The organism is Streptomyces sp. NBC_00075 (assembly GCF_045041225.1).
In the GTDB taxonomy this organism is placed as follows: domain Bacteria; phylum Actinomycetota; class Actinomycetes; order Streptomycetales; family Streptomycetaceae; genus Streptomyces; species Streptomyces adonidis.
Map to the genome: position 1 here is coordinate 3,493,626 of NZ_CP108243.1, position 24,625 is coordinate 3,518,250.

The window sequence follows — 24,625 nt, forward strand, 5'->3', positions numbered from 1 at the left end:
CACTCCGAGGGAGCAGTGGGGCGCGAGGTGAGTACGGGTTCCGTACGGTGGACTAGACCAGCGAGGGGCGTGAAGGTATACAGAGGGGATCACGGAGCGCGCGCGGGTCGGACAAGACCATTCACAGGTCAATCGCGACGCGAGCCGTGCCACGATGTGGGCGTGGACCGGCGGGACGCCGGCCGTAGCGGCACCAGGAGCCGGGAAGGCGGAGCATGAGCACCGACGTGAGCAGTGCGGAGAACGAGGGTGGGGCTACCGTCCGTACCGCGCGCGTGCCCAAGTACTACCGTCTGAAGAAGCATCTGCTCGATATGACGGAGACCCAGGCACCAGGCACGCCGGTCCCGCCCGAGCGCACGCTGGCGGCGGAGTTCGACACCTCCCGCACGACCGTCCGCCAGGCTCTTCAGGAACTGGTCGTCGAGGGCCGGCTCGAACGCATCCAGGGCAAGGGCACGTTCGTCGCCAAGCCGAAGGTCTCGCAGGCGCTGCAACTCACCTCGTACACCGAGGACATGCGCGCGCAGGGCCTCGAACCCACCTCGCAGCTTCTCGACATCGGGTACATCACCGCCGACGACACGCTCGCCGAGCTGCTCGACATCACGGCGGGTGGGCGGGTGCTGCGTATCGAGCGGCTGCGGATGGCCAACGGTGAGCCGATGGCCATCGAGACCACGCATCTGTCGGCCAAGCGGTTTCCGGCGTTGCGCCGGTCGCTGGTGAAGTACACGTCCCTGTACACGGCTTTGGCCGAGGTGTACGACGTGCACCTCGCGGAGGCGGAGGAGACCATCGAGACCTCGCTGGCCACTCCGCGTGAGGCGGGGTTGCTCGGTACGGATGTGGGGTTGCCGATGCTGATGCTGTCTCGGCATTCGCTGGACAAGGACGGGTTGCCGGTGGAGTGGGTGCGGTCTGTTTATCGGGGGGATCGGTACAAGTTCGTTGCTCGGCTTAAGCGGCCTATTGAATAGGGGCTTCGGGTGCATTGGCGGGTGCGGGTGCGTTGTGGTTGCTCGCGCCGTTCCCCGCGCCCCTAAAAGCCTCCAGCACACGTACGCGGTGTAGCGCTGCGCCCCTTGCCGCACTACCGTCCTTGCGTCATCGCATGGACGGGAGGACGGCCCGGTGCGCACTGCGAACACTCGAACCATCGTCATCTGGACCCTCGTCGCGCTGGTGGGCGCGACCGGGTGGTCCGTGCTCGCGCTGGCGCGTGGGGAGGACGTCTCGGCCGCGTGGATGGTCGCGGCGGCCCTCGGCTCGTACGCCATCGCCTATCGCTTCTACTCGAAGTTCATCGCGTACAAGGTGCTCAAGGTCGACAGGACCCGGGCCACCCCCGCCGAACGCCTCAACAACGGCATCGACTTCCATCCGACCGACCGGCGGGTGCTGCTCGGTCACCACTTCGCCGCCATCGCGGGGGCCGGTCCGCTGGTCGGGCCCGTACTGGCCGCGCAGATGGGGTACTTGCCCGGCACGATCTGGATCATCGTGGGCGTCATCTTCGCGGGCGCCGTCCAGGACATGGTCGTGCTGTTCTTCTCCACCCGCCGCGACGGACGCTCGCTCGGGCAGATGGCCCGGGAGGAGATCGGGCCGTTCGGCGGGGCGGCGGCGCTGATCGCGGCGTTCGCCATCATGATCATCCTCCTCGGCGTGCTGGCCCTGGTCGTCGTGAACGCGCTGGCCGCCTCGCCGTGGGGCACCTTCTCCATCGGCATGACCATCCCGATCGCCCTGCTGATGGGCTTCTACCTGCGGGTTCTACGGCCGGGACGGGTCACCGAGGTCTCGCTGATCGGCGTGGCGCTGCTGCTGCTCGCGCTGGTCGCCGGGCGCTGGGTCGCCGAGTCGTCGTGGGCCGACACCTTCACCCTCGCGCCCTCGACCCTGGTCGTCTGGCTGGTGGCGTACGGGTTCATCGCGTCGATCCTGCCGGTGTGGATGCTGCTCGCCCCGCGCGACTACCTCTCCACGTTCATGAAGATCGGCACGATAGGACTGCTGGCACTGGGCGTTCTCGTCACGCTGCCCACGCTGAAGATGGACCCGGTGACGGACTTCGCCTCGCGCGGCGACGGGCCCGTCTTCGCGGGTTCGCTCTTCCCGTTCGTGTTCATCACCATCGCCTGTGGGGCCCTGTCCGGCTTCCACTCCCTCATCTCCTCCGGTACGACGCCGAAGATGATCCAGAAGGAGACGCAGGTCCGGATGATCGGGTACGGCTCCATGCTGATGGAGTCGTCCGTCGCCGTGATGGCCCTGATCGCCGCCTCGGTCATCGACCCGGGGCTGTACTTCGCGATGAACGCGCCCGCCGGGGTCATCGGCACCAGCGTGCAGTCTGCGTCGGAGGCGGTCGCGAACCTCGGGTACACGATCTCGCCGGACGCGCTGGCCAAGGCGGCCGAACAGGTCGAGGAGGCAAGCCTGTTGTCGCGTACGGGCGGTGCGCCGACCCTCGCGGTCGGGGTCTCGGAGATCTTCTCCAAGGTGACCGGGGACGGGCTGCGCGCGTTCTGGTACCACTTCGCGATCATGTTCGAGGCGCTGTTCATCCTGACCGCGCTGGACGCGGGCACGCGCGTCGGCCGGTTCATGCTCCAGGACATGCTGGGCAACCTCTACAGGCCCTTCAAGAACGTGAGTTGGAAGCCCGGGCTCGTCATCACCAGCGCGATCGTGTGCGCGCTGTGGGGCTACTTCCTCTGGGTCGGCGTGCACGAGCCGCTCGGCGGGATCAACCAGCTCTTCCCGATCTTCGGCATCTCCAACCAGCTGCTCGCGGCGGTCGCCCTCGCGGTCTGCACGACACTGCTGGTGAAGTCCGGACGCCTCAAGTGGGCCTGGATCACCGGGATTCCGCTCGCCTGGGACGCGACGGTGACCCTGACCGCCAGCTGGCAGAAGGTGTTCTCCAGCGATCCGCGCGTCGGCTTCTTCAAGCAGCGGTCCGTCTACCAGGACGGCATCGACCGGGGCGAGGTCCTGGCGCCGGCCAAGAGCATGGACGACATGCACACCATCGTCACCAACTCGACGGTGGACGGCGTCCTGTCCGCCGTACTCGCGGTCCTGATCGTCGTCGTGATCGTGGACGCTGCCCGGGTCTGTGTCCGGCATGTGCGCCGACCGGCGCTGTCCACGCTGAGCGAGGCGGCGTACGTCGAGTCGAAGATCGTCGCTCCGGCCGGGCTGTTCCCGACCAAGGAGGAGCGCGAGGAGGAGAGGGAGGAGGAGCGCCGTGCGGTCGTCGGCAGTGCTGCGCCGGGCTCGTCGGGCGATTAGGGGAGTGCGCTGGTACGTAAGGGAGTTGACCGACGAGTCGGCGTACGAGCGGTATGTCGCGCATGTTCGGTCGGGGCACGGGGAGCAACCGGTGCCCACCCGGCGGGAGTTCGAGCGGATGCGTACGGAACGACAGGAAAGGGACCCTCGACAGGGGTTCCGCTGCTGCTGACATCCGCAATGCGGACGGGGGTTCCATGAAGCGGAACCGTCCCCTAGATTTCCTGCGCGTTGCACAAGTGATCACAGGAAATCAGCGTGGGGACGGAGCCTTGGTATGTCAGAAGCGCCTGAAGTGAACCCACCGGTGGTGACACCGGTCCGTGTCGTCATCGGGCTCTGCCTCTTCGCACCCTTTGTCGCGATGCTGTGGGTGGGTTCGTACGCGAAGGTCGAACCGACCCTCATCGGCATACCGTTCTTCTACTGGTACCAGATGCTGTGGGTGGTCATATCCACCGCGCTGACGATGACCGCGTACCAGCTCTGGCAGCGTGACCAGCGTGCCCGTGCCGCCGTGTCCTCGGGCTCCGCGAAGGGCGGTGCGGACGCGTGAACGACGGCGTGAACGGCGTGGCACTCGCCGTCTTCATCATCTTCTTCCTGGCCGTCACGGTCATCGGGTTCATGGCCTCGCGCTGGCGCAGGGCCGAGAACGAGAACAGCCTCGACGAATGGGGCCTGGGCGGCCGGTCGTTCGGCACCTGGGTCACCTGGTTCCTGCTCGGCGGCGACCTGTACACGGCGTACACCTTCGTGGCCGTACCGGCGGCGATCTACGCGGCGGGCGCGGCCGGTTTCTTCGCCGTGCCGTACACGATCCTCATCTACCCGCTGATGTTCGTGTTCCTGCCCCGTCTGTGGTCGGTCTCGCACAAGCACGGGTACGTCACCACCTCGGACTTCGTGCGCGGCCGGTTCGGTTCGAAGGGGCTGTCGCTGGCGGTCGCCGTCACCGGCATCCTGGCGACGATGCCGTACATCGCGCTCCAACTGGTCGGCATCCAGGCCGTCCTCGACGTCATGGGCGTCGGCGGCGGCGAGGACACCAACTGGTTCGTGAAGGACCTGCCGCTGCTGATCGCCTTCGGTGTGCTGGCCGCGTACACGTACTCGTCGGGGCTGCGGGCGCCCGCGCTGATCGCGTTCGTGAAGGACGCGCTGATCTACATCGTCATCGCGGTCGCGATCATCTACATCCCGATCAAGCTGGGCGGCTTCGACGAGATCTTCAAGGCCGCGGGCGACGCCTTCTCCCAGACCAACCCGGCAACCGGCAACCCACGCGGCGCGCTCGCTCCCGGCGAGGCCTCGCAGTGGACGTACGCCACGCTGGCGCTCGGCTCGGCGCTCGCGCTGTTCATGTACCCGCACAGCGTGACGGCGGTGCTGTCCAGTCGCAGCCGTGACGTGATCCGGCGCAACTCCACGATCCTGCCGCTGTACTCGCTGATGCTGGGTCTGCTCGGGCTGCTGGGCTTCATGGCGATCGCGGCCGGAATCAAGGTCACCAACGGGCAGTTGGCGATCCCGCAGCTGTTCGAGAACATGTTCCCGGCCTGGTTCGCGGGTGTCGCTTTCGCGGCGATCGGCATCGGGGCGCTCGTTCCGGCGGCCATCATGTCCATCGCGGCCGCGAACCTGTTCACGCGGAACATCTACAAGGACTTCCTGAAGCCCGACGCGACTCCGGAGCAGGAGACCAAGGTCTCCAAGCTGGTCTCGCTGTTGGTGAAGGTGGGCGCGCTGGTCTTCGTCCTGACCATGGACAAGACGGTCGCGATCAACTTCCAGTTGCTGGGCGGTATTTGGATCCTCCAGACCTTCCCGGCGCTGGTCGGCGGTCTGTTCACGCGCTGGTTCCACCGGTGGGCGCTGCTGGCCGGGTGGGCGGTCGGCATGCTGTACGGGACGCTGGCGGCGTACGGGGTCGCGTCTCCTACGCAGAAGCACTTCGGGGGGAGCGCGAAGGAGATTCCGGGGATCGGGGAGATCGGGTACATCGGGCTGACGGCGTTCATCCTGAACGTCGTCATCACGGTGGTCCTTACCTTCGTACTGAAGGCGCTGAAGGCCCCGGAGGGCGTGGACGAGACGAATCCGTCGGACTACACGGCGGACGCGGGCGACCCGGGAGTCCAGGAGAAGCTGCCGCTGTCCACGGCAGGCGCGGCGCACTGAACCGTATGCGGCGCTGACGGCGGGCCCAGGCAGCCGCGGTGACTCGCCCCGTCGGGGCGGGGCACCGCGGCTGCCTTTCGCATGGCGGACCGGACGAGCCGTGCCGCAGGCTCAGCGCCCGCCGCGCAGCAGTTGCCAGACGGCACAGACCGCGTTGACGACCGCGGCCGCGACCTGGACTGTCCCGGCCTCGGCCAGCAGTCCCGCAAGCAGCGCCATGGTGATGATGAGCAGGAACAGCGTGTGCTCCCGATGGCGGCGCCGCGACGGGGGGCGGGGGCCCGGCGCGTCCTCGGGCTCGGCGGCGGGATCGGCCGCGGGTTTTCGCTTCAGCGCGCGGAACAGGGCACGGAACATGGCAGGGCTCGTTTCGGCCGGTCTGTACAAGGGGGTGGCCGCTCACCGGGAAGACGGACGATCCGGAGGTTCCGGGCGGCGGTCCATCCAACGTAGCGGCGGTCTCAGGCAGTTGACGGCCCGACGGGGAGTTGCCGCATTGCCGATCCGCAGGCAACGGAGAGGCAACCCCGCACCTGCATATCCGCTCACGTACAGGGCCTGGTGTCCGGGTCCGAGGCCGAGTCCGTCAACGCCTGCCATTCGTCCCGTTCCCCCGGTCCCACCACCAAGCAGATCCGGCGGAGGGCGCGGGCCGGATCGAGCTCCCACCGGCGAAGGGTGCCGTCCTCGTGGGCGCTGAGCACAACGCTGCCGTCCGAGGTGGCGAACACGGCGCCGCGCACTTCCCCACCGGGGCCGCGCAGCGCGGCGTACAGCCGCCAGTCACCGTTCTCCGCGCGCTGCCACACCCTCACCGAGCCGTCCCGTGAGGCGCTGACCAGGCGGTTGCCGTCCAGTGCGAAGGAGACGCGCAGGACGGGGGCTGTGTGCCCGTAGAGGCGGGCGACGGTACGCCGTTTCCGTACGTCCCAGATCTCCACGACGTGGTCACGGCCGGCCGAGGCGAGCAGGGTGCCGTCGGGGTTGAAGGCCACGTCGAAAACCGAGTCGGTGCTGACGCGGGGGGACGGTTCCAGCTTGGCGAGACCGGGCCAGGTGCGCAGCGTGATCCGGTTGTCCTGGCCGCTGGAGGCGAGCAGGGGCCGGCCACCGGTGGTGAGCGCCAGCCCCCAGAGATCCGTGGCGCGCAGCGGCCTGCCCAGGACTTCACGTCGGGTGCGGATGTCCCAGACGCGCAGGGTGCTGTCCCAGCCGCCGGTCACCAGTCTCTCCTCCGTACGGTCGAAGGCAACCGCGCGCACCTCGCGGAAGTGGCCGACGAACCCGCCCAGCCGCCTGCCGTCCCGGGTCCGCCACAGGCTGACACCGTGGTCGGCGCTCGTGACGGCGAGCAGCGTGCCCTCCCTGTTGTACGCGAGGTCGGTCACCTCGTCCGTGGCCGCCCGGAGCGTACGGCGCGGGGCGCGGGCGCGTTCGTCCCAGAGCAGGACCGTGCCGTCGGCGTCCCCGGTCGCGTACCCGTCGCCGGGGCGTGGGGAGCGGGCCAGCGCGGTGAAGGCCGCGTCCCCGGTGCTCACCGGGCTGGCCTCCGGCGTCCACACGCGCAGGGTGCGGTCCTCGCTGCCCGTGACGACGGTCCTGCCGTCGGGCGACACGGCGACCGCGTTGACCGGGCCGGTGTGCCCGGTGAGAGCGAGCGGCTCGGCGTCCGGGCGGCGCAGGTTCCTCAGCTGCGCGGTGTTGTCCTGCGAACCGCTGACCAGCGTGCCGTCCACGCCGACGGCCACGGCCATGACGGAGTCGCCATGACCGTCGTACATCCTCGTCGCACGCTCCTCGCGCACGTCCCAGAGGCGTACGGTGCCGTCGAAGGCTCCGCCGACCAACTGCCGTCCGTCAGCGGTGAAGGCGAGGGAGCGTACCGACCGCTTCGGGTGCCCGGGGAGGCGGGCTGTCACCTCGCCGCGGTCGGCGTCCCAGAGCAGAACGCTGCGGAACGACTGGGACTTCGCCTTCTCGTCACTGCCGCCGCCCGTCGCCAGGGTGCGTCCGTCGGGGCTGAACGCGAGGGCCCGTACCGGACCGGGTACGTCCGTGCCCGTGGGCCGCACGGCCCAGACGAGGTCACCGGCCGGCATCCGCCACACCCGGACGACGCCGTCACCGCCGGCGGCGGCCAGCCGGGTGCCCGTGGCGTCGAAGGCCACGCGCATGTCGGAGTCGCCACTGTCGGGGCGCTGGTCCCCCGCGAACAACGCCCGGGGCGGGGCGGTCCCGGAGTACAGCCAGACCGACCCGTCGTCATACCCGACGACCAGTTGCCGTCCGTCCGGCCCGTAGGTGAGCGAGTCGATCTGCCCGGAGGTCCCTTCGATCCGGGGACGGAAGCCGACCTCGGCGGCACGCGGGTCCTGGGCCGGGTGCCATTCGCGGACTCCGCCGTCCTGACCGCCCCAGGCGACGACCTGGCCGCCGTCGCCGTAGGTGAGGGCGGAGACGGGGGTACGGGCGGGGACGATGAGGTCGTTCCAGAGGGGCTCGGCGCTGCTGAAGAGGGCGCTGCGGCTCTCGTCGGTCGGCCACGTCGCATAGGCCGCCGCCGCGAGCCGGGCGGCCGCGGTCGGTTCGCTCCCTGCCAGGGCCAGGGACCGCGTGGCGTACGTGGACGAGGTGCTCAGCCGGAGCGCCTCGTCCCGGCTCCGCCGCGACTGCGTCCACAGGGTCGCCAGCACCAGGGCCAGTACGGCCAGCAGCGCCAGGAACTGGAACAACAGCCGTCTGATCCGGGCACCCCGCCGCGCCCGTTCCCGGCTCGCCTTGAGGAACTCCCGTTGCAGGGGTCCGAGTTCATCCGCGTTCTCCGTCGCCCAGACCGTGGCCCGGGTCAACTGACCGCCGGTCAGGAGCAGGTCACGGTCGCGGTGGTTGTCCTGCCACTGCGTCGCGGCCTCCGCCAGCCCGCGCCGGGCCTCCCCCATCAGCTGGTCGTGTGTGATCCACTCCCGCAGCCGGGGCCAGGAGCCGAGCAGCGCCTCGTGGGCGATCTGCACGGTGACCGCGCCGTCCGGCTCGGCGTCGATCGTCAGCAGCCGTTCCCGTACGAACACCTCCAGGACGGCCGTCGCCTCCGCCTCGTCGCCCGGTAGCAGGTCGAGCAGCCGGGCGCGGTCGATCCGGCGCCGGGTGGTGTCGTGCAGGTCGTCGCGGCGGCCGAGCCGGACGAAGGCGTGTTCGGCGATGCGCCGTTGTCTCGGGGTGAGCGCCTCGTAGGCTTCGTCGGCGGAGCGGGCGAGCGCTTTGCGGATGCCGCCCGACTTGCGGTAGGCGGCCGTGGTGAGGCGGTTGCCCTCACGGTGCATCCAGGTGACGCGCAGCGCGTGGGAGAGCAGGGGCAGCCCGCCGGGCGCGTATCCGCCCTCGTGCGCCCAGGGCACGGAGAAGGCGCCGAGTTCGTGCAGCAGGACCTCGACGAGGGAGTCGTCGACGATCAGGCCGGCCTCTTCGGCGGGTTCGGTGACGGCCTGGCGGAGTTCCGCCTCCGTCATGGGTTCGAGGAGGAACGGCGCGGCGCGCAGGGCGGCGGTGAGCCCGGGGTGGGTGAGGCAGCGACCGTAGAAGTCGGCTCGCATGCCCAGGACGACCATAACGGCGGCCTCGCCGCAGGGCTCACGGAACGCGGCCAGTGCGCAGAGGAGATCGAAGAACGCCAGCCGCTGCTCGGGGTCTTCGCACTGGGCGAAGGCCTCCTCGAACTGGTCGACAAGAATGAGCGTCCGGTACGGCCGTTCGGCGGGACGGTCCCCGGCCCGGTGGTCGCCCTCGGCCAACAGGTCGGCGCAGTCCCGCGCGGAGGAACGGACGGCCGCGAGGGCGCGCTCCGGTGCCACGCCCACCGCCTTGGCGAGGGACTGGGCGAGGCGGTCCAACGGGCGGTCGCCCGGGGTGAACTCGACGACTGGCCAGTCCCGTGAGCCGGGCAGCCGCCCCGCCGCGAGGGCGGCCACCAGCCCGGCCCGCAGCAGCGACGTCTTGCCGGCACCGGAGGGCGCCACGACCATGTACGGCCCGCCGCCGGGGCCGCGCCGGTCGAGGCCGGCAAGAAGGTCACCGACGGCCGCGCCGCGCCCCCGGTAGAGGTGCGCCCAGGCAGCGGTGTACGCGGCGAGGCCCCGGTAGGGGCAGTCGCCCTCGGGGTCGCGAGGGGCGGGGAGTTTACGGCCACTGCGCAGGACCTCGCGTTCGTGCAGGGCGACCAGCCGGCCCCCGCAGCCGAAGTAGGCGTCGAGCAACTGGGCGAGGGCCAGGCTGCCCGGCGATCTGCCGTTCTCGATCCGGCTGATGTGGGCCTTGTCGTAGCGGACCTTCTTCCCCAGCGCGTCCTGGGTCAGCCCGGCCGCCTCACGCAGCCTGCGCACCTCGGCGCCGTAGCTGGTCCGGCCGTTGGCATCCGCAGCGCCCGGGGCACCACTCGCCCCGCTGTCACCGCCGTCGCTGCCCGCGCCGCCTTCGCCGGTTGCCGGTTGCCGATCGCCCCGGCAACCGGCAACCCCCTCTTCCACCCCGCGGAACCCCTCTGCCACCTGCTACACCTGTCACCACGTCGCCACTCTCCGAGTTCGACAACTTACCTGTAGTGATGGCGCGTTCGACGGGCTCACTTCATCACGCGGAACGCGGGTTGTGCGCCCTCCTCCGTCCCTCTCCCGCCGTCACCGCCATCTCTTCCATCCGTACGCATCCACCTCACCGGAGGTCCGCCATGAACCGTCTCATCACACGCTGCCTGACCCTGGCCGCGCTGCTCGTCGCGCCCGCCCTCACCGACTCGTCCCCGGCCACCGTGGGAGCACCGCACGCAGCGGCGGCCGACGGCAGCCCGCTTCGGCAGGCCATCGTGGACCGCGCCAACCAGGCCCTCACCACCGCCCACTGGTACAAGGAAACCCGCAAGGGGCCGAAGAAGCTCAGCAAGCCGGGCGATCGACGGCACGACAACTACCTCGGCGGCAACAACCTCAACCAGTACAACGGCTTCAACGGCGACGCCTGGTGCGGGTACTTCGCTGCGGCCTTGTGGAACAACAGTGCGGCGACGCCCGCCGACTACAAGTCGTCATGGGCCTGGGAGACCGGCGTGGGCGGCCGGTTCCACACCTACCGGCCCGGGCAGCCCCCGCAGCGCGGTGACGTGATCGTGTGGCACAACCACAACTCCCGCGCCCCCAAGGGGCATGTCGCGGTCGTCGTCGCCGTCGGCGGCCGCGACGGCAGGACCGTCAACACCATCGAAGGCAACGCCGGACACAGGTCCGACAGCATCACCTGGCGCGAGTACCGGTGGGTGGGCGCCGAAGGACCGAAGCTGCCGGGCAACAGCACGCTGAAGGTACGCGGGTACGCGTCGCGCTCGTAGGGTTGCGGACCGGGCGGGCCGCCGGAGAAATCCGGCGGCCCCTTGTCGTACCTGTGGGGCACACTCGCCCCATGGACATCCTCATCAGGCGGGCCCTTCCCGAGGAGTACGAAGTGCTCGGGGAGATCACCGCACAGGCCTATCTCGGGGACGGGTTGCTCGACTTCGGGGAGAGTGACGGGTATCTCGTCGAGCTGCGGGACGTCGGGAAGCGTGCCGCCGCTGCCGAGGTGCTGGTGGCGGTCGCCGACGAGCGGCTGCTCGGCGGCGTGACCTTCGTGCCGGCCGGCGGGCCCATGTCCGACATCGCGCGCGAGGGCGAGGCCGAGATACGGATGCTGGCGGTCGCGGGGGAAGCACGCGGCCGCGGTGCCGGTGAGGCGCTCGTGCGGGCCTGCGTCGAGCGCGCACGGGCCGTCGAGGGGTGTGTGCGCGTCGTCCTGTCGACCCAGAGCGCCATGCGCACCGCGCACCGGATCTACGGGCGCCTGGGCTTCGAGCGCGCCCCGAAGCGCGACTGGAACCCGATTCCCGACCTCGACATGAGCCTGCTCGCCTACGAGCTGACGCTCTGACAGCACCGGCCGCTCTACCCTCCGAAGCCGACACGACACAACATGTGGGGGTGCGTTCAGGGCCCGGCACAAGATGTATGCTCATGCTCGCTGTCGCCGCAGGGGAATCCGGTGCGAATCCGGAACTGTCCCGCAACGGTGTACACGTGCGCATTCGTGCCCGAATACGGCTGCGCGCGTGTCCAGTCCGAGGACCTGCCGACGGTGTGCCCGGCCGACCGGTCCGGGCGCCTGACGTCCGGGCCTCGTGGAGTGGGCCGGTGGACGCGCGCGTACCCGTAAGGCGTCCGTGTGCCCCGCTGCCCTCCGCCAGGCCCCGTGCCGAGCGAGGGAGAGCCCCCACGTGACCATCGCGCCAGCCGAACCGGCTTCAGCGACCCCAGTGGCCCGAGTCGAGACGGACGGTCCCGGAGCCGCGCTGTTGCGGACCCTGACCGAGCTGACCGCCGACCTCCCCGACGCCGACCCCGGCCGGGTCGCCGCCGCCGCGTTGCGCGGCCGGTCCTCGCGGGCCGACGAGTCGGAGCTGCGCGAGCTGGCCACCGAGGCGGCGGCCGGCCTCATCTCCGAGGACCCCGCCTACTCCCGCCTCGCCGCCCGGCTGCTGACGGTCAGCATCGCCGCCGAGGCCGCCTCGCAGGGCGTCACGGCCTTCTCGGAGTCGGTCGCGGTCGGGCACCGGGAGGGCCTGATCGCCGACCGCACCGCCGAGTTCGTACGGCTGCACACGGACCGGCTCAACGCCCTGATCGATGTCGAAGGCGACGACCGCTTCGGGTACTTCGGGCTGCGGACCCTCCACAGCCGGTACCTCCTGCGCCACCCGATCACCCGCCGGGTCATCGAGACGCCCCAGCACTTCATGCTGCGCGTCGCGAGCGGTTTGGCGGAGGACACTGTGCTTGATTCAAAAACGGGCGTCCGCGCCTTCGACGAAGTCGCCTCGCTCTACCGGCTGATGAGCCGCCTCGACTACCTCCCCTCCTCCCCCACCCTCTTCAACTCCGGTACCCGGCACCCCCAGATGTCGTCCTGCTACCTCCTCGACTCCCCGATCGACGAGCTGGACTCCATCTACGACCGCTACCACCAGGTCGCCCGCCTCTCCAAGCACGCCGGTGGCATCGGACTGTCGTACAGCCGGATCCGCTCGCGCGGGTCCCTCATCCGGGGCACCAACGGGCACTCCAACGGCATCGTGCCGTTCCTGAAGACGCTGGACGCCTCCGTCGCCGCCGTGAACCAGGGCGGCCGACGCAAGGGTGCCGCCGCGGTCTACCTGGAGACCTGGCACTCCGACATCGAGGAGTTCCTGGAGCTGCGCGACAACACCGGTGAGGACGCCCGCCGTACGCACAACCTGAACCTCGCGCACTGGATCCCCGACGAGTTCATGCGCCGGGTGAACACGGACGCGCTCTGGTCGCTCTTCTCCCCCTCCGACGTGCCCGAACTGGTCGACCTGTGGGGCGACGAGTTCGACGCCGCCTACCGCAAGGCCGAGGAGGCCGGGCTCGCCCGCAAGACCATCCCGGCCCGCGATCTGTACGGCCGCATGATGCGTACCCTCGCGCAGACCGGCAACGGCTGGATGACCTTCAAGGACGCGGCCAACCGCACCGCCAACCAGACGGCCGAGCCGGGCAGCGTCGTCCACTCCTCGAACCTGTGCACCGAGATCCTGGAGGTCACGGACGACGGGGAGACGGCCGTCTGCAACCTGGGGTCCGTGAACCTGGGCGCGTTCGTCGACCGGACGACCGGCGACCTCGACTGGGAGCGGCTGGACGAGACCGTCCGTACCGCCGTCACCTTCCTCGACCGGGTTGTCGACATCAACTTCTACCCGACCGAGCAGGCGGGCCGCTCCAACGCCCGCTGGCGTCCGGTCGGTCTGGGCGCGATGGGCCTCCAGGACGTCTTCTTCAAGCTGCACGTCCCCTTCGACTCGCCCGAGGCCAAGGCCCTCTCCACGCGGATCGCCGAGCGGATCATGCTCGCCGCGTACGAGGCCTCCGCCGCCCTCGCCGAGCGCAACGGACCGCTGCCGGCCTGGGAGAAGACCCGTACGGCCCGTGGTGTGCTGCACCCCGACCACTACGACGTCGAGCTGAACTGGCCCGAGCGCTGGGCGGCACTGCGGGAACGTATCGCCACGACCGGGATGCGCAACTCCCTGCTCCTGGCGATCGCGCCCACCGCGACCATCGCGTCGATCGCCGGTGTGTACGAGTGCATCGAGCCGCAGGTGTCCAACCTGTTCAAGCGCGAGACGCTGTCCGGCGAGTTCCTCCAGGTCAACTCCTACCTGGTGCAGGAGCTGAAGGACCTCGGCGTCTGGGACACCCGCACCCGTGAGGCGCTGCGCGAGTCCAACGGCTCGGTGCAGGAGTTCGCCTGGATCCCGGCCGACGTACGCGCCCTGTACCGCACGGCGTGGGAGATCCCGCAGCGCGGGCTCATCGACATGGCCGCCGCCCGGACCCCGTTCCTGGACCAGGCCCAGTCCCTGAACCTGTTCCTGGAGACGCCGACCATCGGCAAGCTCTCCTCGATGTACGCGTACGCCTGGAAGTCGGGCCTGAAGACGACGTACTACCTGCGCTCGCGCCCCGCGACCCGCATCGCGCGCGCCGCCCAGGCGCAGGCCCAGCCTGAAAAGACCATCCCCGTGCAGCAGGCCGCCGACCCCGACGCCGTCGCCTGCTCCCTTGAGAACCCCGAGTCCTGCGAGGCCTGCCAGTAATGTCCACCAACCAGAACCAGAATCTTCTCGACCCTGGCTTCGAGCTGACTCTGCGCCCCATGCGCTACCCGGACTTCTACGAGCGCTACCGGGACGCCATCAAGAACACCTGGACCGTCGAGGAGGTCGACCTCCACTCGGACGTCGCCGACCTGGCGAAGCTGTCCGAGGGTGAGCAGCACATGATCGGCCGGCTGGTCGCGTTCTTCGCGACGGGCGACTCGATCGTGGCGAACAACCTCGTGCTGACGCTGTACAAGCACATCAACTCGCCGGAAGCGCGCCTGTATCTGTCGCGCCAGCTGTTCGAGGAGGCCGTGCACGTCCAGTTCTATCTGACGCTGCTGGACACCTATCTCCCCGACCCGGAGGACCGGGCCGCCGCTTTCGACGCGGTGGAGAACATCCCGTCCATCCGTGAGAAGGCCGAGTTCTGCTTCAAGTGGATCAACGAGGTCGAGAAGCTGGAGAGCCTGGAGACCCAGGCCGACCGCCGCCGCTTCCTGCTCAACCTGATCTGCTTCGCCGCGTGCATCGAAGGCCTGTTCTTCTACGGGGCCTTCGCGTACGTCTACTGGTTCCGCAGCCGGGGACTGCTGCACGGCCTGGCCACCGGCACCAACTGGGTGTTCCGGGACGAGACCATGCACATGAGCTTCGCGTTCGAGGTGGTCGACACCGTCCGCAAGGAGGAGCCGGAGCTGTTCGACGACCAGCTCCAGCAGCAGGTCACCGACATGATCCGCGAGGCGGTCGAGGCGGAGCTGCAGTTCGGCCGCGACCTGTGCGGTGAGGGCCTGCCGGGCATGAACACCGAGTCCATGCGCCAGTACCTGGAGTGCGTCGCCGACCAGCGTCTGGCCCGGCTGGGCTTCGCCCCGGTGTACGGCTCCGAGAACCCCTTCTCCTTCATGGAGCTGCAAGGGGTCCAGGAGCTGACCAACTTCTTCGAGCGCCGCCCGTCGGCGTACCAGGTGGCGGTGGAGGGCTCGGTGTCGTTCGACGACGAGTTCTGACACCGACAGCCCGTCGAGGTCACGCCGCCCGGGCCACGTCCTGGGCGGTGATGGCCCGGCGGGCCGAGGTGTCCTGGGCCTGCCGGTCCTGCTGGGCCTGCCGGAGCTGACGGTCGATGCGCCGGTCGTGCGCGAGGCCGATCAGGGACGGGAGGGCGAGGGCCACGAAGACCGCGACGACGACGAGTATTCCGACGATGTTGTCCGCTGCTGTGTTCATGGACATCAGTCTCGCGCCGAATACTCCTGACCGTCAGTGGCAGGACTGCCGCACACCCTCGATTTCCTGCCAATGCCGAGGCACACTGGCAGCATGCTGGAAAACGTGGCCGTCGTGCTGCTCGACGGAGTGCATCCCTTCGAACTCGGTGTCGTCTGCGAGGTCTTCGGCCTCGACCGCAGCGACGAGGGCCTGCCCGTGTACGACTTCGCGGTCGCCTCGGCCGAGGGCCCGACGCTGAGCACCCACGCGGGCTTCTCGGTGCGGCTGGACCACGGCCTTGAGCGGCTGGAGAGCGCCGACCTGATCGCCGTACCGGCCGGGCAGACCTATGCCGACCGGGAGTACCCGCCGGAGCTGCTCGACGCGCTGCGGCGGGCCGTGGAGCGCGGGGCCCGGGTGCTCAGCGTCTGCTCCGGGGTCTTCGTGCTCGCCGCCGCGGGCCTGCTGGACGGCCGGCGGTGCGCGGTGCACTGGCGGCACGCGGACGAGCTGGCCCGGCGCTATCCGCGCATCGAGGTCGAGCCGGACGTGCTGTACGTCGACGCGGGGCCGGTGATCACCTCCGCCGGTACGGCCGCCGGGATCGACGCCTGTCTGCACATCGTGCGCGAGGAGCACGGACCCGAGGTCGCCAACTCCATCGCCCGCCGGATGGTCGTACCGCCGCACCGCGACGGCGGACAGGCCCAGTACATCGAGCGGCCGCTGCCCCGGTCGCGGTGCGACACCGTCGGGGAGGTGCTGGTCTGGATGGAGCGCCATCTCGACGAAGAGGTGACCGTCGAGCAGCTCGCCGAGCGCGCCCACATGTCGCCGCGCACCTTCGCCCGCCGCTTCCAGCAGGAGACCGGCACCACGCCCTACCGCTGGATCCTGCGGCAACGCGTCCTGCTGGCCCAGCAGTTGCTGGAGGCGACGGACGAGACGATGGACGCGATCGCCTGGCGCACCGGCTTCGGCAACGCGGCGGCGCTGCGCCACCAGTTCGTACGGTCGCTGGGGACGACCCCGCAGGCGTACCGGCGTACGTTCAAGGGCCCGGAGGCCGCCTGAACGCACGCCTGTTCCACCGCCCGGGCGCCTTCAGCGGGGTATCGCCCGCAGCAGCAGCCGGTCCGGGTGCAGGGTGATGCCCACGCGGACCGCGTCGCGTGAGCCGGGCACGCGTTCGAAGCGCCACTTCCTCGCCAGCTCGGCCGTGAGAATGGTGAGCATGGCCATCGAGAAGTGGTCGCTCGGACACTTGCGGTTGCCCACGCCGAACGGGGTCATCGCGTACTTGGGCAGACTCCTGGTGCGTTCCGGAAGCCAGCGGTCGGGGTCGAACTCGGTGTTCCGCTCGTACGAACGCGGATCGCGCTGGATCGCGTACGGGCTGTACACGAGATCGGCACCGGCCGGAATCCGATAGCCGCCCAGCTCGGTCTCGGCCACCGCCCGCCGGGTCAATATCCATACGGGCGGCTGCAAACGCATCGTCTCGACGAGGACATTGTTCGTGTGCGTCAGCTTGCGGACGTCCGCGAATGCGACCGCGCGGTCGCCCCCGACCGATTCGGCCTCCTTGGCCACCTTGTCGGCGTGGTCCGGCTGTTCGGCGAGGACCTGGAGCAACGACATGATCGTGGAGGCGACGGTTTCGGCACCCGGGGTGACAATCGCGACGACCTGATCGTGGATCTCCTGTTCGCCTATGGGGTCGCCATTCCCGTCCTTGGCCGACAGCAACGCCGTCAGCAAATCGTCCGGGTTTTGACCGGATGCCCGGCGCTCGGCCACGATCTCGTCGACGACGAGATGCATATCGGCCAGGGCCCGGTTGAATTTGCGGTTGCCCGGCAGCGGGAGCCGGTAGAGCGGTCCCGCGGGGATCACCATGCGCCGGTACATCCCCAGGAACACCGTGGCGAGCGCGGCGCACAGCCGGTCGGCCCGCTCGTCCATGTAGTCGCCGCGCAGCAGACAGCGGGCCGCGATGCGCACGGCGACCCGGAACGACTCCGCGGTGCAGTCGACGATCTCGCCGGGCCGCAGGCGCCGGGCGAAAGCGTGCGCCTCCTCCTCCAGGATCGGCCCGTACTCGGGCAGGACGTCCAGCCGGAACGCGGGCTGGATGGTGCGCCGTTGGCGCCGGTGGGTGGGCCCGTTGGCGGTGGCCACGCCCTCCTTGCCGAGCAGCCCTTCCAGGGACTCCCACAGCGGGCCGCCGATGATGTAGGCCGGGTTGAGCGCGAGTTCCCCGACCAGCTCCGGCGAGGTGGCCGCGTACACCGTCTTGGGGCCGAGCTTCAGCCGTACGACGTCGCCGTGGTCGCGGAGCCGGGCGAACCAGCCGAGCGGGTCGCGGACCAGCCGCCAGCCGTGGCCGAGGAGCGGGACACCGCCGCCCGCGAGGGGCGGTTCGCTCATGGGGGGAGACGCGGGCCGTACGGATTCGACGGTCATTTCTCACCTGCCGCTTCGTTGTTGACGTACGGGGGTGTGGAGCGGTCGTCCCAGTTGTCGACCATGTAGCGGCCGGACTCGTGGTGGAACCAGTAGACGGAACTGAACCAGTTCCGCATATTGTCGAGACAGGCGTTCACGGCGCTGCTCATTTCCTTTCCCCGGATGCCGCCGTCGTCGAGCGATGCGGCGAACCGACGTGCTTCCTGTTCCGCCGCGAGGAATTCGATAATGGATTCCTCGACCCGCCCCCTGACTTCCGCGATGGCCTCTTCGAGAGTCATCCCCTCATGCCGGATGAGACTGATTCCGAGATTGTGAACCTCGTCTCCCGCGATTTCCTTCGGGAGCGAGCAGAGGTCGTTGTACCAGGCGGCGAATTCCTGGCTCAGCAGCGCCGCCCGATGGAATGCGGGCTGTTTCCGCACCACCGTGGGGAGTTCACAGCCCGCGCTCGGCTCCAGGAGATCGGTCCAGATCCAGTGCGCGAAGGTGAGCCGCCGCAGTTCGAGATATTCCTCGACCTTTGGCACAGTTCCGTTTGTACGGTTGCGGAACTCTCGGTCGTACGCGTCGATCACCGCGTGGAAATGCCGCGCGAAGCGTGCGTTCCACTTCCTCCCAAGGAACGAGAACAGCCGCAGCACGCTGTCCGCGAACCCCGCGACCAGCGGATCCCGGTGGTACAGATACAGCCCGGGTGCGTCCAGCGCGGCATGGAGACGGCTCCTGAGTTTCCGCCAGGCGGCGGGCCGGCCGTGCACGATGTCACGGTCGTGACGGTCGTCCCAGACGAAGAACCAGGCACTGAAGTCCGCTATCGCCTGGAGTACGTCGTCCGGGGCACCGAGGTAGTACCCGGCCATGAGGTCGGTATAGCAAAGGCCGTCGGCATATTCTGCGACCTTGTCCGCCGGCATGAGGCGTTTTTCCAGCAGCCAGCCCCTGGTGTTCTCCTGAAGTCGGGGCCAATACGGATGCAGTTGCCGGGGAAACGCCGCCTCGATCACCGGTAAGGCCAGTGATGGTGGGATCGCTACCGCTGTTGTCGCCGGTGAGGTGCTGTGTGGGAAAGCAGGCACGAACAAACCCCTCTCAGCCGCCAGTTGGCGCAACACCCCTCCCGCTGTGCCGGGCGTGCGCCGTTGCGTATCCCCGCACTTCCCATTCAGCACCACAACTGACCGTTCTGGGAACGGATTTGCTTCCTTCACTACCCCAAGCTGCCGAGATTCGCCGCTGGTCTGACTGATTCTGGATCACTACAAGCACACTTGAGTCCGACTTTCGATCGAACGTGCGACGGACGCATGACCGAAACATGAACGGCCCCTGGTCAGGGGCCGTTCGTGTGCGGATGAGTGCGCGTGCGCCTCAGGAGCTGTCAGTCGTTCGCGACCACGGGGTAGCGGGGCTCGTTCTCGGCCATCTGACGCAGGGCGTCCTTGCGCTCGCGCTTGGAGAGCCGGTCGATGTACAGGTACCCGTAGAGGTGATCGGTCTCGTGCTGCAAACAGCGTGCGAAGTAGCCGGTGCCGCGCACCTTGATCGGGTTGCCCTTCTCGTCCTGCCCGGTCACCTCGGCGTAGTCGGGCCGGGCGAGCGGCGCGTACGCGGTCGGCACGGAGAGGCAGCCCTCGTTGCTGTCGTCCAGTCGGCGCCGGTCGGCGGGCAGCTCGACGAGCCTGGGGTTGCAGATGACCCCGGTGTGCCGCTGACCCTCGTCATCGGGGCAGTCGTAGATGAAGACCTTCAGATCGACACCGATCTGGTTGGCGGCCAGGCCCACGCCCTCGGCGGTGCGCTGGCTGGCGAACATGTCCGCGACCAGCTGCTCCAGCTCCGCGCCGAACTCGGTGACGTCCTGGCACTCCTTGTGCAGCACCGGATTGCCGACGACCGTGATGGGCCGCGAGGTCCCACGCTCCCGCCAGGCTGCCTCCCGCTCCTCCCCGTCCTCGGTGTCGATGACGAAGCCCTCGTCGTCCACGGGAAGCACGCCCACGTGCTGCTGATCGGTGTCCTGCTGCGCCATGACCGACGATGCCTTCCTCAAACAAACGGGGGGAGAGTTGCGGATACAGGGTACGGGCAGCGCCCCGCAGGGGCGCGCCCGTCAGGGGCGCGGGGAACTGCGCGACCAGCCCCCACCGGCCCGCACCCGGCAAGCAACCCCTAACAAACCTCTTCGAGATCCCGCCAGGCCCGAGTCTCCGGACTGTCAGCGACCCACCCGTCCAGCAACCCCCGCACCAAAGACGCAGGCGCAGCAATCCCACATTCCCGTTCAGGCGCCCAGAACTGCCCGTCCGTACGATGCCCCAACGGCCCAGGATGACCGGGCTCACTGTGATCGTGCGGATCAAGATGGTCACCGTCACCCTCGTCGGACGGCATCCGCGACTCCGAACACATCCGACACAACAACCGAACGGACGAAGACCAGTCCTCGGCGGCGAACCCCGCGTCGGACGCCAACCGCTCCAACGCGTCCCGGTCCTCCTCCGCCGCAGCCTCCAGCAGAACCACCCACGTCGGCACCGGCGACGGCGCCCACAGCTCGATCTCGTCGAAGACGGGGTAGGAGTGCCCGGCGGCAGTCGTCCGCTCACCGTGCGGCACCCCGTCGTGCAGCACGACCTCGCCCCAGCGCCGCCCGGAGGACGGCAGCGGGATCGACAGCACCTCGATCCGGGCGGGATCCAGCCGCCGCCCCCACACGACCTCGGCCTCGCCCTCGGGCGACAGCCGTACGGCCGCGCTGCCCAGGTCCATGCCGACGGGCTCACCGGCGGCGGTGACACCCCCGGGCACCCGCAGCCCGTACGCCTGCCAGGCCCGGCGGGCCAGCGGCCAGTCCTGGAGGGCGGTGGCGGCGATGCCCACGTTCCACCAATCGGGGGCACCGGTCTCCCGGTCGAGCAGCGCGACGGCCCGCAGACCGGCCGCCCTGGCCTGCTCCCAGTCGTGCCGGAACTTGTGCAGCAGGGCGAGGTTGAACCAGGACTCTGACAGCCACGGTTCAAGATCGGCGGCACGTGTCAGCAGCGCGCCCGCGTCCTCGTACCGCCCGTCGCCGATCAGCGTGAACGCGCGGTCGGTGGCCTGCCGCCATGAGGCGGAGGGCCGGTGCCGTCCCTTGCCGAAGATCCTCACGATTCCCGCCTGCCAGTGCCGTGGAGTGGGCCGGCTTCTGCCCCCGTACAGCCTCTCCCTCGCATCCAACCACGGACCGCTGGAGGGGCGCTCATTACCCATGGGTTACCCAACCGAGGGCAGCGTAAGACCGTCCACCCCTCTCCCACCACCACCTTCAGCCGATGCGCTCGCGGACGGCGCCGCCATTTCTGGCGAGCACCCGGGCGAGTGATTCCACGACCTCGGGCTCGTAGTCCCGGCCGGTCCCCAGCCGCAGCTCTTCGAGAGCCCGCAGCGGCCCGTCCGCTCCGGCTTCCCGGACTTTCTCCTCGTATGCGTTGACGGCCCGCACGATCCGCGCGGAGACCGGCTGCTCCCGGTACGGATCGGCCTGCCGCTCCACGACCACGGCGACCGCGGCGGCCACCCCCGTCTGCCGTACGACAGCCCCGCCGAGCAGCGCGATCCGGCGCTGTTCCGCCACCGGGAGTACGGCCGTGGCGCCGGCCGGTACCGGGTCGACGAGGCTGAGCTGCCCGATGTCGTGCATGAGGGCCGCGTACTCCAGCACGGTCAGCTCCGGCTCGGACAGCCCCAGCTCCCGCCCCACCGCCGTGCTCAGCACCGCGACCCGCCGGGCGTGCCCGGCCGGGGTGTACCCGGCGATCTCGGTGGCGCGGGCCAGGGAGGCGATGGTCTGCCGATAGGTGGCCCGCACGGCCGCGTACCGCCGGAAGGAGAGCTGGGTGAGGAGCAGCGGCAGCGAGAAGACAGGCAGCGCCCAGAGGCCGACCACGGCGACGGCCAGCGCCATGACGACCCCGGTCGCACACACCGCGGTCCCGATGCCCAGCGTGGCCCGCAGCTCGTCCCGCAGCAGCGGACCGAAGGGCCAGCCGGTGCGGGAGTGGGCCAGCGCGGCGGCGAGTACGGCGTCGCAGAGCGCGGTGAGCCCGAGCAGCGCGACGAGCAGCAGGACGTGGGCGGGGCCGCCCCAGGCCTCGAACACGCCCTGGTTGTAAAGGGGTTGGAAACAGACGGCGGCGAATCCGGCGGTGAGGACGCGCCGGGCGAGGTGGTCGGCGGTCGGCCCCTGCCCGCGTGCTACGTGCGGTACGCAGCCGACGAGGGTGGCCGCGAAGACGACGGCGACGACCTGGAGGGCGCCGTGGTGCGTGGCCCGCCCGGCGTCCTCCCCGAGCAGCGCGTACGACAGCGTCCCGGCGGCGGCGAGCGGCGCGATCTCCCGCGACTCGGGCCCGCTCCACCGGGTCAGCTCCCCGAGGACCACGAGCAGTCCGAAGCAGAGCGCGACGGCACGCTCGTCGAGGCCGGACCAGAGGGTGTGGGCGAGGGAGAGCAGGGTCAGCAGAGCGGCGGTGAGATGAACCAGTGTTCTCATCTCACCGTCCCCGCGGTGGACCCCAGCGGGGCCGGGATCCCGGGGGCCGGCGTGCGGTCGGCGTCGGAGTGCGCCGAGTCGGCCGTGACCGCCGGATGCCACCCGCCCCCGCGCTCCAGCCCCCGCACCAGCGCCCGGACCATCACCGGGTCGAACTGCGTCCCCGCACACCGCTCCAGCTCCGCCAGGGCCACCGGCACGGGCCGGGCCCTGCTGTAGGACCGTGTCGACGTCATCGCGTCGAACGCGTCCGCGACGGCCACGACCCGCGCGAACTCCGGGATCTGGCTCCCGACGAGCCCGTACGGGTACCCGCTCCCGTCCAGCCGCTCGTGATGGTGCAGGATCGCCGACCGGGCCTCCCCGAGGAAGCCGATCCCCCGGACGATCTCGTGCCCGTACTCCGGGTGCAGCTCGATCACCCGGCGCTCCTCCGGGGTGAGCGGCCCGTCCTTCCGCAGCAGCCGCGTGGGAACGCCCAGCTTTCCCACGTCGTGCAGGATTCCGGCGAACCGCAGCACCTCGACCCGCTCGTCGTCCATGCCCAGTTCCCGCGCGATCAGCATCGACGCCTGTCCGACCCGCTCACTGTGCCCGCGCGTGTACCCGTCCTTGATGTCGACGGCCTGCACGAGCGCCCTGATCGTCGCCTGGTGCGCCGCCCGCTCCCGGTGGTACTGGGCGAACACCCACCACGACACCCACATCGGCAGCAGCACGAGCAGTGCGGCGACGGGCCCGTAGGGGCCGCGCCACAGGACGGCCATCATCAGCCCGGCGAGCCCGTGCACCCCGACCGGCACCAGGGACCGTACGAACAGTCCCCGCCAGGCCAGCCGCACCGGGACCCGTTCGGCGAGCGCCAGGATGCCTCCGTCGAGCAGGGCCAGGACCAGGCAGAACGCGACCACGGCCACCCCGGCGCCGAACAGGGCGTACGGGAACCCGGCGGAGTCGACCGCGTCGGGACCGCCGAGCGACCAGTGCACCCGCGAGGCCGTCCAGGTGCCGATCCCGAGTTGTCCGGCCCGCCAGAGCCGGCGCGGCAAGGGCGTGCGTTCGGCGCCCCTGACCAGCAGCGCGCCCGGCAGCGGCACGAGCGCGGCCGCGGCGGGCGGCAGCAGGAAGGCGCCGGCGAGCAGGACGGGCGTGTGCCACCGGGGCGGACCGGCGCCCCCGGAACCGGCGGCACCCGGACCCTCGTACCCCCGGCCCCCGCCGAACCGGCCGACCGCGAGCTGCTCGCACGCGGCGCACAGCGCGGTGAACAGCGCCACGGCGCCCCAGGGGGCGTGCGCGGAGCGGACGGGCGCCGCGCAGAGGACGGCCCCCAGGGCGACAGCGACGACGTAGACACGCGCCCACGGTGTGATCGACCGCATGGCGCTCCCTCCCCCGTGTCCCGGACCGGGGCCGGCCGGGCTGGCGTTCGGCACAAGCCTGTTCAGGCTCCGGGACATGGAGGATAGGGCGGCCGACGGCGGCCATACCGGGGCATTGGGCGAATCCCAGGCCTCAGGAGCCGCAGATTAGCCCGTTAGAGGGAACCGTGAGCTTCTGTGTCAGTACGCCACATCCGCGGCCAGCACCTTGGTCAACTCCTCGACCGTGGCCGGGGATTCACGCTGGAACGCGGCGATGTCCAGCCCGTCGTCGCCCATGACGGTCAGCAGGGCGCGTTCGCCGACGGCCAGCACGATGACATGCCCCGCACCGCAGCGGGCGACCACCTCGCGGAGCACTCCGACGTTCGCCTGCTCGGCGATCCGGCGGCTCACTCCGAGCGTGGCGGCGGCGAGCGCGGCGATCGACTCGGGGTGCGCAGTGTCCGTGTCGGCGACGACGAGAAGGCCGTCCACCGTGGACAGGACGCTTTCGGAGACTCCCATCACCCGGTCCCGCAACGAGGTGAGGATGCCGGTCAGCTGGACGGACTGGGAGGGCTCCGGATTTTCTTCGCTCAGGGGAGGGCTCAGGGGACCCATGGGACGTACTCCTTGCGGTCAGTCGGGCTCCGGAAGAGCGCGCAACGCATGGCGGACCCGCCGCAGCGTCTCGACAGAGGGTTGGTCGGCGGCCAGCTCTTCGGCCGTGGGGCCCAGTAGGGCGGTGTTCGCGGGAGGCCGTACGGGAAGCGGCTTCCGTACGGGCGGAGTGGGTGTGCTCACACCCTGATCGTTCTGGGTGGCCGCGCCTTGGTCGGCGGTTTCGCCAGCTGTTCCCCC

21 protein-coding genes and 1 riboswitch are annotated in these 24,625 nt (G+C 70.0%); of the genes, 10 read left to right on the plus strand and 11 right to left on the minus strand.

The window, feature by feature from the left end; translation table 11 throughout:
* The first annotated feature begins 215 nt into the window (after window positions 1-215).
* From OG787_RS14865 to mctP, 5 genes are all read left to right on the plus strand, one after another.
* Window positions 216-980 (plus strand): GntR family transcriptional regulator, encoded by a 765-nt coding sequence (locus OG787_RS14865; protein WP_369035883.1) that lies wholly within the window; start codon window positions 216-218, stop codon window positions 978-980.
* A gap of 154 nt (window positions 981-1,134) precedes the next feature.
* On the plus strand, window positions 1,135-3,300 hold the full coding sequence (locus tag OG787_RS14870; protein ID WP_369035884.1) for a carbon starvation CstA family protein: 2,166 nt from the start codon (window positions 1,135-1,137) through the stop codon (window positions 3,298-3,300).
* Window positions 3,275-3,472, plus strand: a complete 198-nt coding sequence (locus OG787_RS14875; RefSeq protein WP_369035912.1) for a YbdD/YjiX family protein — start codon at window positions 3,275-3,277, stop codon at window positions 3,470-3,472. Before OG787_RS14870 ends, OG787_RS14875 begins: the two co-directional genes overlap by 26 nt.
* A 105-nt stretch (window positions 3,473-3,577) precedes the next feature.
* Window positions 3,578-3,856, plus strand: a complete 279-nt coding sequence (locus tag OG787_RS14880; protein ID WP_369035885.1) for a DUF3311 domain-containing protein — start codon at window positions 3,578-3,580, stop codon at window positions 3,854-3,856.
* The gene (gene mctP, locus OG787_RS14885; RefSeq protein ID WP_405535474.1) at window positions 3,853-5,481 is read left to right on the plus strand and encodes a monocarboxylate uptake permease MctP; all 1,629 of its coding nucleotides are present in this window, start codon (window positions 3,853-3,855) and stop codon (window positions 5,479-5,481) included. Before OG787_RS14880 ends, mctP begins: the two co-directional genes overlap by 4 nt.
* Before the next feature lie 111 nt (window positions 5,482-5,592).
* On the opposite strand, the gene OG787_RS14890 is transcribed toward mctP, so the two are convergent.
* Both OG787_RS14890 and OG787_RS14895 read right to left on the minus strand, forming a co-directional pair.
* A complete protein-coding gene (locus OG787_RS14890; RefSeq protein WP_369035887.1) occupies window positions 5,593-5,838 on the minus strand; it encodes a hypothetical protein in 246 nt (81 codons plus the stop codon).
* Window positions 5,839-6,026: 188 nt separating this feature from the next.
* On the minus strand, window positions 6,027-10,022 hold the full coding sequence (locus OG787_RS14895) for a helix-turn-helix domain-containing protein (RefSeq protein WP_405535475.1): 3,996 nt from the start codon (window positions 10,020-10,022) through the stop codon (window positions 6,027-6,029).
* A 179-nt stretch (window positions 10,023-10,201) separates the two neighbouring features.
* Between OG787_RS14895 and OG787_RS14900 the strand changes: the two genes are divergently transcribed.
* From OG787_RS14900 to OG787_RS14915, 4 genes are all read left to right on the plus strand, one after another.
* Window positions 10,202-10,855, plus strand: coding sequence for a CHAP domain-containing protein (locus tag OG787_RS14900; protein WP_369035889.1), 654 nt, complete (start codon window positions 10,202-10,204; stop codon window positions 10,853-10,855).
* A 71-nt stretch (window positions 10,856-10,926) separates the two neighbouring features.
* The gene (locus OG787_RS14905) at window positions 10,927-11,430 is read left to right on the plus strand and encodes a GNAT family N-acetyltransferase (protein WP_405535476.1); all 504 of its coding nucleotides are present in this window, start codon (window positions 10,927-10,929) and stop codon (window positions 11,428-11,430) included.
* Window positions 11,431-11,532: 102 nt separating this feature from the next.
* Window positions 11,533-11,626, plus strand: a riboswitch (cobalamin riboswitch).
* Between the two features lie 147 nt (window positions 11,627-11,773).
* Window positions 11,774-14,176, plus strand: coding sequence for a ribonucleoside-diphosphate reductase subunit alpha (locus OG787_RS14910; protein ID WP_405535477.1), 2,403 nt, complete (start codon window positions 11,774-11,776; stop codon window positions 14,174-14,176).
* Window positions 14,176-15,192 carry a ribonucleotide-diphosphate reductase subunit beta gene (locus OG787_RS14915; RefSeq protein ID WP_369035892.1) on the plus strand — a complete coding sequence of 339 codons (1,017 nt, stop codon included), beginning with the start codon at window positions 14,176-14,178 and terminating at the stop codon, window positions 15,190-15,192. The genes OG787_RS14910 and OG787_RS14915 overlap by 1 nt, the downstream gene beginning before the upstream one ends.
* Window positions 15,193-15,211: 19 nt before the next feature.
* On the opposite strand, the gene OG787_RS14920 is transcribed toward OG787_RS14915, so the two are convergent.
* Window positions 15,212-15,412, minus strand: a complete 201-nt coding sequence (locus OG787_RS14920) for a hypothetical protein (protein ID WP_369035893.1) — start codon at window positions 15,410-15,412, stop codon at window positions 15,212-15,214.
* 93 nt (window positions 15,413-15,505) lie between these two features.
* Between OG787_RS14920 and OG787_RS14925 the strand changes: the two genes are divergently transcribed.
* Window positions 15,506-16,468 (plus strand): GlxA family transcriptional regulator, encoded by a 963-nt coding sequence (locus OG787_RS14925; RefSeq protein WP_369035894.1) that lies wholly within the window; start codon window positions 15,506-15,508, stop codon window positions 16,466-16,468.
* Window positions 16,469-16,498: 30 nt separating this feature from the next.
* On the opposite strand, the gene OG787_RS14930 is transcribed toward OG787_RS14925, so the two are convergent.
* The 8 genes from OG787_RS14930 to OG787_RS14965 all read right to left on the minus strand — a co-directional run bounded on the left by OG787_RS14930 (window position 16,499) and on the right by OG787_RS14965 (window position 24,568).
* Entirely contained in the window at window positions 16,499-17,860 is a 1,362-nt protein-coding gene (locus tag OG787_RS14930) for a cytochrome P450 (RefSeq protein ID WP_369035895.1), read from the minus strand.
* Window positions 17,857-18,942, minus strand: coding sequence for an epi-isozizaene synthase (gene cyc1, locus OG787_RS14935; protein ID WP_405535478.1), 1,086 nt, complete (start codon window positions 18,940-18,942; stop codon window positions 17,857-17,859). The genes OG787_RS14930 and cyc1 overlap by 4 nt, the downstream gene beginning before the upstream one ends.
* A gap of 302 nt (window positions 18,943-19,244) precedes the next feature.
* Window positions 19,245-19,895 carry a peptide deformylase gene (gene def, locus OG787_RS14940; RefSeq protein WP_369035897.1) on the minus strand — a complete coding sequence of 217 codons (651 nt, stop codon included), beginning with the start codon at window positions 19,893-19,895 and terminating at the stop codon, window positions 19,245-19,247.
* A 140-nt stretch (window positions 19,896-20,035) separates the two neighbouring features.
* The gene (locus tag OG787_RS14945) at window positions 20,036-21,016 is read right to left on the minus strand and encodes a tetratricopeptide repeat protein (protein WP_369035898.1); all 981 of its coding nucleotides are present in this window, start codon (window positions 21,014-21,016) and stop codon (window positions 20,036-20,038) included.
* Between the two features lie 157 nt (window positions 21,017-21,173).
* Complete coding sequence (locus OG787_RS14950; RefSeq protein WP_369035899.1) at window positions 21,174-22,400, minus strand: HD-GYP domain-containing protein; 1,227 nt, start codon at window positions 22,398-22,400, stop codon at window positions 21,174-21,176.
* The gene (locus OG787_RS14955; RefSeq protein WP_405535479.1) at window positions 22,397-23,782 is read right to left on the minus strand and encodes an HD-GYP domain-containing protein; all 1,386 of its coding nucleotides are present in this window, start codon (window positions 23,780-23,782) and stop codon (window positions 22,397-22,399) included. The genes OG787_RS14950 and OG787_RS14955 overlap by 4 nt, the downstream gene beginning before the upstream one ends.
* Before the next feature lie 180 nt (window positions 23,783-23,962).
* Window positions 23,963-24,385 (minus strand): roadblock/LC7 domain-containing protein, encoded by a 423-nt coding sequence (locus OG787_RS14960; protein WP_369035901.1) that lies wholly within the window; start codon window positions 24,383-24,385, stop codon window positions 23,963-23,965.
* A gap of 18 nt (window positions 24,386-24,403) precedes the next feature.
* Window positions 24,404-24,568, minus strand: a complete 165-nt coding sequence (locus OG787_RS14965) for a hypothetical protein (protein ID WP_369035902.1) — start codon at window positions 24,566-24,568, stop codon at window positions 24,404-24,406.
* Window positions 24,569-24,625: the final 57 nt, after the last annotated feature.